A 5,520-nucleotide genomic window follows, 5' to 3' on the forward strand; every position below is an offset into this window, starting at 1 on the left:
TCGCCCTCGTCGCCGTGCCCTCCCGCCCGGCGAGCGAGCGGGAGCGGGGCTATCGCCACGTCGAGATCCTGGCGCGGCTCGCCGTCCGCGCCGCCAGCGACCCCTCGGGGCCCCCGCCCCGGAGCGAGCCGCCGGACCTCAGGCTCCTGCGGGCGTTGCGCACCGGGGCGGGCCGCGCCGATCAGGTCGGGCTGGGGCGGGCCGAGCGCCTGGCGAACGCCCGCCGCACCGAGGTGCGAGCGGGGAGCCGGGCCGCCCTGGCCGGGCGGCGGGTGTGGCTCGTTGACGACCTGGCCACGACGGGAGCGAGCCTCGACGGGGCGCGGCGAGCGCTCAGGGCGGCGGGGGCGCGGGCGGAACTCGCGGTGGTCTGCGCCGCGGTCGTTGCCCGTGCCGACCCGGCTTCCTGAGCCTTCCCTGGCTCCTCCCCGGCTCTTCCCCGTGAAGCGGTAGCGCTTCGCCCCTCGGGGGCACTACGGTGAGAGCAACGGCGAGAATACCGCCCATCATTCCTTGGGCGGGACGCCTGAAGAGTGGGAGGACACCATGGAAGCGACTATCCGCGGCAGGAACGTCGGAATCACCGAAAAGTTCGAGGAATACGTACTCTCCAAAACCGACAAAGTGGTCGGTCTCGCGCCCAAGACCATCGCGTTTGAGGTCCAGGTCTCGCGGCGGAGTGATCGCAGTCCCCAGAACGGTGATCGGGTCGAGCTCACGCTCATCGGACCGGGCCCCGTCGTCCGCGCCGAGTCGGACGGCCCCGACAAGTTCGCTGCCTTCGACATCGCCTACGGGCGACTGCTCGAACGGATTCGCCGGGCCAACGACCGGAAGAAGGACCGCCGCGGCCGCGGCCGGACCTCGATCGGCGAAGCAACGGGAGGCGACTTCGGCGGCATCGATGTGACCCCGGCATCCCCCGAGGTGCTGGAGGGCGTGGCCAACGGGAACGTGCCCGCCCCGGCCGCGGAGGAGCCGGACTACAGCCCCGTGGTCATCCGAAGCAAGGAGTTCCCGCCCTCGCGCCTGAGCGTCGAGGAAGCGGTCGACCAGATGGAGCTCGTCGGTCACGACTTCTTCCTCTTCGTCGAGACCTCCAGCGGCAAGCCCAGCGTGGTCTACCGCCGCAAGGGTTGGGACTACGGCGTGATCAGCCTGCAGGACGAGGCCCCGGTCGCCGCGGCGTCCGCCGCACGCTAAGCCACCGCACGAAAAACGCCCCCGCCCGGTGTCCCGGGCGGGGGCGTTTCGCGTGTGGAACGCGGTTCGACTGCTTACGCGGCGTAGGCGGCGCGGAGGATCGCACCGAGGTTCGCGTCGACGTTCGTCCAGTACTGGAAGAAGCGCTCGCGGATCTCGTCGACCGTGATGGCCTTCGCCTGACCCGTCAGGGTCTCGTGGAAGCGCGCCTTGGCCGCGTCGTCGTAGACGTCACGGTAGAGCGTGCCAGCCTGGCCGAAGTCGTCGTCGTCCGCGCGCAGCGTGTACGCCGAGCGGGTCAGCGAGCCGTCGGTCTCCCAGCCGCCCTCGGTGCCAACCTCGGGGTTGGCGTGCGCGCCGCCGAAGGAGTTCGGGGCGTAGGTCGGGTAGCCGGCGGGGGCAGCGTTGAAGCGCATGTTGCCCTCGTGCGAGTACGTGTTGACCTCGGCGGCCTTCGGCTGGTTCACCGGCAGCTGGTTGTAGTTCGTGCCGATGCGGTAGCGCTGCGCGTCCGGGTAGGAGAACACGCGAGCCATCAGCATCTTGTCGGGGCTGATGTCGGTGCCGGGCACCATGTTCGCGGGGGAGAACGCGGCCTGCTCGATGTCCGCGAAGAAGTTCTGCGGGTTGCGGTTCAGCGTGAACTCGCCGACCTTGATGAGCGGGAAGTCGGCGTGCGGCCAGACCTTCGTGATGTCGAAGGGGTTGTACCGGTAGGTCTTGCCCTGCTCGTAGGTCATGATCTGCACGGAGACGTCCCAGGTCGGGAACTCCTCGCGCTCGATGGCCTCGTAGAGGTCGCGACGGTAGAAGTCCGCGTCGGCGCCCGCGATGGCCTCGGCCTCGGCGTTCGTCAGGTGCAGGTCGCCCTGGCGGGCGTGGAAGTGGTACTGGACCCAGAACCGCTCGCCGGCCTCGTTGTACCACTGGTACGTGTGCGAGCCGTAGCCGTTCATGGTGCGCCACGACTGCGGCAGACCGCGGTCGCCCATGAGGTAGGTCACCTGGTGCGCCGACTCGGGGGAGAGGGTCCAGAAGTCCCACTGCATGTCGGGGTCGCGCAGCGCGGCCGCGCCGAGGCGCTTCTGCGAGTGGATGAAGTCGGGGAACTTGATGCCGTCGCGGATGAAGAACACCGGGGTGTTGTTGCCGACGATGTCGAAGTTGCCCTCGGTCGTGTAGAACTTGAGCGCGAAGCCGCGCACGTCGCGCCAGGTGTCGGGGGAGCCCTGCTCACCGGCGACCGAGGAGAAGCGCGCGAGCATCTCGCTCTGGGCACCCTTCTGGAACACGGCGGCCTTGGTGTACTGGGACACGTCCTCGGTCACCGTGAAGGTACCGAAGGCGCCGCCACCCTTGGCGTGCGGGTTGCGCTCGGGGACGCGCTCGCGGTTGAACTGCGCGAGCTTCTCGACGAGGTAGCGGTCGTGCAGAACGGACGAGCCGTCGGGGCCGGTCGTCTGCGAGAACTCATCGCTGTTGACGGGGATACCGGTCTGCGTTGTCGTGGGCTTTGACATTGCTTCTCTTCTCTATCGTGGTGGATGGATGGGGGCTTGTGGGGTCGGGCGTACCCGACGAGGGAGCTGATGCGGCGATCGCTACCCGGTGGTGCGCGCGGCCTGGCAATCGGGGCAGATGCCCCAGTAGGTGACCTCGGCGGTGTGCACGGAAAAGCCGTGGTCGGTGACCGGGCTCATGCAGGGCGCCTCGCCGACGGCGCAGTCCACGTCCTCGATCCGCCCGCAATCGGAGCAGATCAGGTGGTGGTGGTTGTCGCCCGTGCGGGCCTCGAAGCGGGCGGTGGAGCCAGCCGGTTCGATCTTTTTCGCGAGGCCGGCCTCGCAGAGCGCGGCGAGTACGCCGTAAACGGCCTGCAAGGAACTGCTGCCGAGCCGCTCGCGCACGGCGGCGTAGACCCCCTCGGCGTCGGGATGGCCCCCGCGCTGGAGCAGGTCGAGGACCGCGATTCTGGGCGCGGTTGCCTTCAGGCCTGCGGCGCGCAAGCGGGCGCTCAGGTGGGCGTCGCCGGGGGAGTTCCCCGGCGCTTCCTGGCCTGCCTGCTGATCCGTCTGCACACCCCCAGTTTAGCAGTTGTTTTGAGTGATTCAAAAGAACTCCGGGTCTCGGGCGAGGCGGATCTGGCCGAAGCCGGGCCGGGGATCGTGCCCGGCGTCGAATTCCCGGGGTGTACGTTCGCTGTATTTCCGGGGGGAAGGGCAAAATTTTTCAGGGAGACCCGCGCCCGGCTTGCTAAGCTGTGCTTTGGTTACGATTAGGCAACGCCGCGTAACGCTTTGCCGCGTCCCGCGGCGGGCCAGTAGGCGCACACCATTGGGAGAAATTCAGTGGCATCAGTTCTCGAAAAGGTCCTCCGCGTCGGCGAGGGCCGGACGCTCAAGCGTCTGCAGCAGCAGGCCAAGCAGGTGAACCAGCTGGAAGACACCTTCGCCGAGCTCACTGACGAGGAACTGCGCGAGGAGACGGCTGAGTTCCGCGCACGCTACGCCGAGGGCGAGACCCTCGATGCCCTGCTCCCCGAGGCCTTTGCCGCGGTCCGCGAGGCCGCCAAGCGCACGCTGGGGCTCCGGCACTTCGACGTGCAGGTCATGGGTGGCGCGAACCTGCACCACGGCAACATCTCCGAGATGAAGACCGGTGAGGGTAAGACGCTCGTCGCGACCCTCCCCGCCTACCTGAACGCGATCGCCGGCAAGGGCGTCCACGTCATCACCGTGAACGACTACCTGGCGAGCTACCAGTCCGAGCTCATGGGCCGCGTCTTCCGCGCCCTCGGCATGACCACGGGGTGCATCGTGTCCGGGCAGAGCCCGCAGGTGCGCCGCGAGCAGTACAACGCGGACATCACCTACGGCACGAACAACGAGTTCGGCTTCGACTACCTGCGCGACAACATGGCCTCGACCGCCACCGAGCGCGTCCAGCGGGACCACTTCTTCGTCATCATCGATGAGGTCGACTCGATCCTGATCGACGAGGCGCGGACCCCGCTCATCATCTCCGGCCCCGCCTCTGGCGAGGCCAACCGCTGGTTCGCCGACTTCGCGCAGCTCGCGAAGAAGCTCGTGCCCGGCGAGGACTTCGAGATCGACGAGAAGAAGCGCACGGTCGGCATCCTCGAGCCCGGCATCGAAAAGGTCGAGGACTACCTTGGCATCACGAACCTCTACGAGTCCGTGAACACGCCCCTGATTTCCTTCCTGAACAACGCGATGAAGGCCCGCGCGCTCTTCACCCGCGACAAGGACTACGTCGTGATGAACGGCGAGGTGCTCATCGTTGACGAGCACACGGGTCGTATCCTGGCCGGCCGCCGCTACAACGAGGGCATGCACCAGGCGATCGAGGCCAAGGAGGGCGTGCAGGTCAAGGCTGAGAACCAGATGCTCGCCACCGTGACCCTGCAGAACTACTTCCGGCTCTACGAGAAGATGTCCGGCATGACCGGTACCGCCGAGACCGAAGCGGCCGAGTTCATGTCGACCTACAAGCTCGGCGTCGTGGCCATCCCCACGAACAAGCCGATGAGCCGCATCGACCAGCCCGACCTCGTCTACCGGAACGAAGAGGTCAAGTTCAAGATGGTCGTCGACGACATCGTCGAGCGCCACGAGAAGAAGCAGCCGGTCCTCGTCGGCACGACGAGCGTCGAGAAGAGCGAGTACCTCTCCCGGATGCTCGCCAAGCGCGGCGTCCGCCACGAGGTGCTGAACGCGAAGAACCACGCCCGCGAGGCCGCGATCATCGCGCAGGCCGGCCGGCTCGGCTCCGTCACGGTCGCCACGAACATGGCCGGACGAGGCACCGACATCATGCTCGGCGGAAACGCCGAGTTCCTCGCCGTGACCGAGATGGCCGCGAAGGGCCTCAGCACGACCGAGACCCCGGACGAGTACGAGGCGGCCTGGGACGGCGTCTTCGAGGCCGTCAAGGCGAAGGTGGCCGAGGAAGCCGCGGGCGTGATCGAGGCCGGCGGCCTCTACGTGCTCGGCACCGAGCGCCACGAGTCCCGCCGTATCGACAACCAGCTCCGCGGTCGTTCTGGCCGTCAGGGCGACCCGGGCGAGAGCCGCTTTTACCTGTCGCTCACGGACGACCTCATGCGCCTGTTCAACGCGGGCGCGGCGACGGCCCTGATGAACCGCGGCGGCGTGCCCGACGAGATGGCCATCGAGTCCAAGGTGGTGAGCCGGGCGATCCAGTCCGCGCAGGGCCAGGTCGAGTCCCGCAACGCCGAGATCCGCAAGAACGTCCTGAAGTACGACGACGTGCTGAACCGCCAGCGCCTCGCGATCT

Annotated in this window: 5 protein-coding genes; 3 read left to right on the top strand and 2 right to left on the bottom strand. The window is 67.9% G+C overall.

Annotated features, from left to right (window positions below; genetic code table 11):
• Nucleotides 1-410, top strand: a 410-nt coding sequence (locus OOT08_RS12430) for a ComF family protein (protein WP_442916243.1), incomplete at its 5' end; no start/stop codon positions are given.
• 136 nt (nt 411-546) lie between these two features.
• Nucleotides 547-1,203: a ribosome hibernation-promoting factor, HPF/YfiA family gene (hpf, locus tag OOT08_RS12435; RefSeq protein ID WP_325093057.1), complete on the top strand. Its 657-nt coding sequence runs from the start codon at nt 547-549 to the stop codon at nt 1,201-1,203.
• Nucleotides 1,204-1,277: 74 nt separating this feature from the next.
• Here hpf and OOT08_RS12440 read toward each other — a convergent pair whose 3' ends face one another.
• On the bottom strand, nt 1,278-2,723 hold the full coding sequence (locus tag OOT08_RS12440; protein ID WP_325093058.1) for a catalase: 1,446 nt from the start codon (nt 2,721-2,723) through the stop codon (nt 1,278-1,280).
• A gap of 81 nt (nt 2,724-2,804) precedes the next feature.
• Nucleotides 2,805-3,281, bottom strand: coding sequence for a Fur family transcriptional regulator (locus OOT08_RS12445; RefSeq protein ID WP_325093059.1), 477 nt, complete (start codon nt 3,279-3,281; stop codon nt 2,805-2,807).
• 270 nt (nt 3,282-3,551) lie between these two features.
• Here OOT08_RS12445 and secA point away from each other — a divergent pair.
• Nucleotides 3,552-5,520, top strand: a 1,969-nt coding sequence (gene secA, locus OOT08_RS12450) for a preprotein translocase subunit SecA (protein WP_325093060.1), incomplete at its 3' end; no start/stop codon positions are given.

It is taken from the genome of Leucobacter sp. M11 (genome assembly GCF_035726885.1).
In the GTDB taxonomy this organism is placed as follows: Bacteria; Actinomycetota; Actinomycetes; order Actinomycetales; family Microbacteriaceae; genus JAPFRB01.

What these genes read in the sequence shown, in the direction of transcription:
- hpf (WP_325093057.1), top strand. Translation starts at nt 547, where the DNA reads ATGGAAGCGACTATCCGCGGCAGGAACGTCGGAATCACCGAAAAGTTC.
- OOT08_RS12440 (WP_325093058.1), bottom strand. Translation starts at nt 2,723, where the DNA reads ATGTCAAAGCCCACGACAACGCAGACCGGTATCCCCGTCAACAGCGAT.